1 pseudogene is annotated in these 674 nt (G+C 62.9%); it reads left to right on the top strand.

From position 1 onward, the window contains the following. Positions 1-63 precede the first annotated feature (63 nt). Positions 64-674: pseudogene (locus AC1Q5S_RS22335) on the top strand (IS3 family transposase); the annotation flags it as partial.

Here is a 674-nt window from a genome sequence, read left to right as displayed (position 1 = left end):
TGACCTTGCCCCTGAACAGTGGAGTTCTTGGCCTTGTTGAAAATACCGACAAGGAGTCAAGAGATGACGGCAAAGCAGGTGCGTGCGCAGTACACGCAAGAATTCAAGTTGGAGGCTGTGCGGCAGGTACGCGCGGGTCAGGCTATTGCGTTGGTGGCCAAGGTGCTGGGCATCCCCAAGGCCAGTCTAGGCAACTGGGTGAGGCTGGCGGCCAAGAGGCCATTGAGCGGCGTCGGTGACGCTGACAAGGCGATGAAGGTCTCGCCCGAGCAGATGGAGATAGCGCGCTTGCGCGCTGAGGTGGCTCGGCTTCGCATGGAGCGTGACATCGCAAAAAAAGCCGCGGCGTACTTCGCGCAGGACACGCTGCGAGGTACGCCTGGATTCACCAAATGAGGAGCCAGTACCCGGTGAGCATCTCGTGTGGCGTGCTGGAGGTCAGCGCCAGCGGCTACTTTAACTGGCTGCGCCGCCCCAAGGGCATGGCTGGCAGGCCTGGCGCTCGCCACAGCGACGAGGCCGTGCTGGCCCACATCCGTGCCATCCACGCACAGGTCAAGGGCGAATACGGCTGGCCGCGCATGCACAAGGAACTGCTGGCCCGTGGCATCCGGGTGGGCAAAGACAGGGTGCGCAAGCTCATGCAGCAGCACGGCATCCGGGCCAGGACTAAG

The sequence above is a fragment of the Acidovorax sp. GW835-FHT14B10 genome, assembly GCF_058793725.1.
This window is presented reverse-complemented; position numbering and strand designations above follow the sequence as displayed.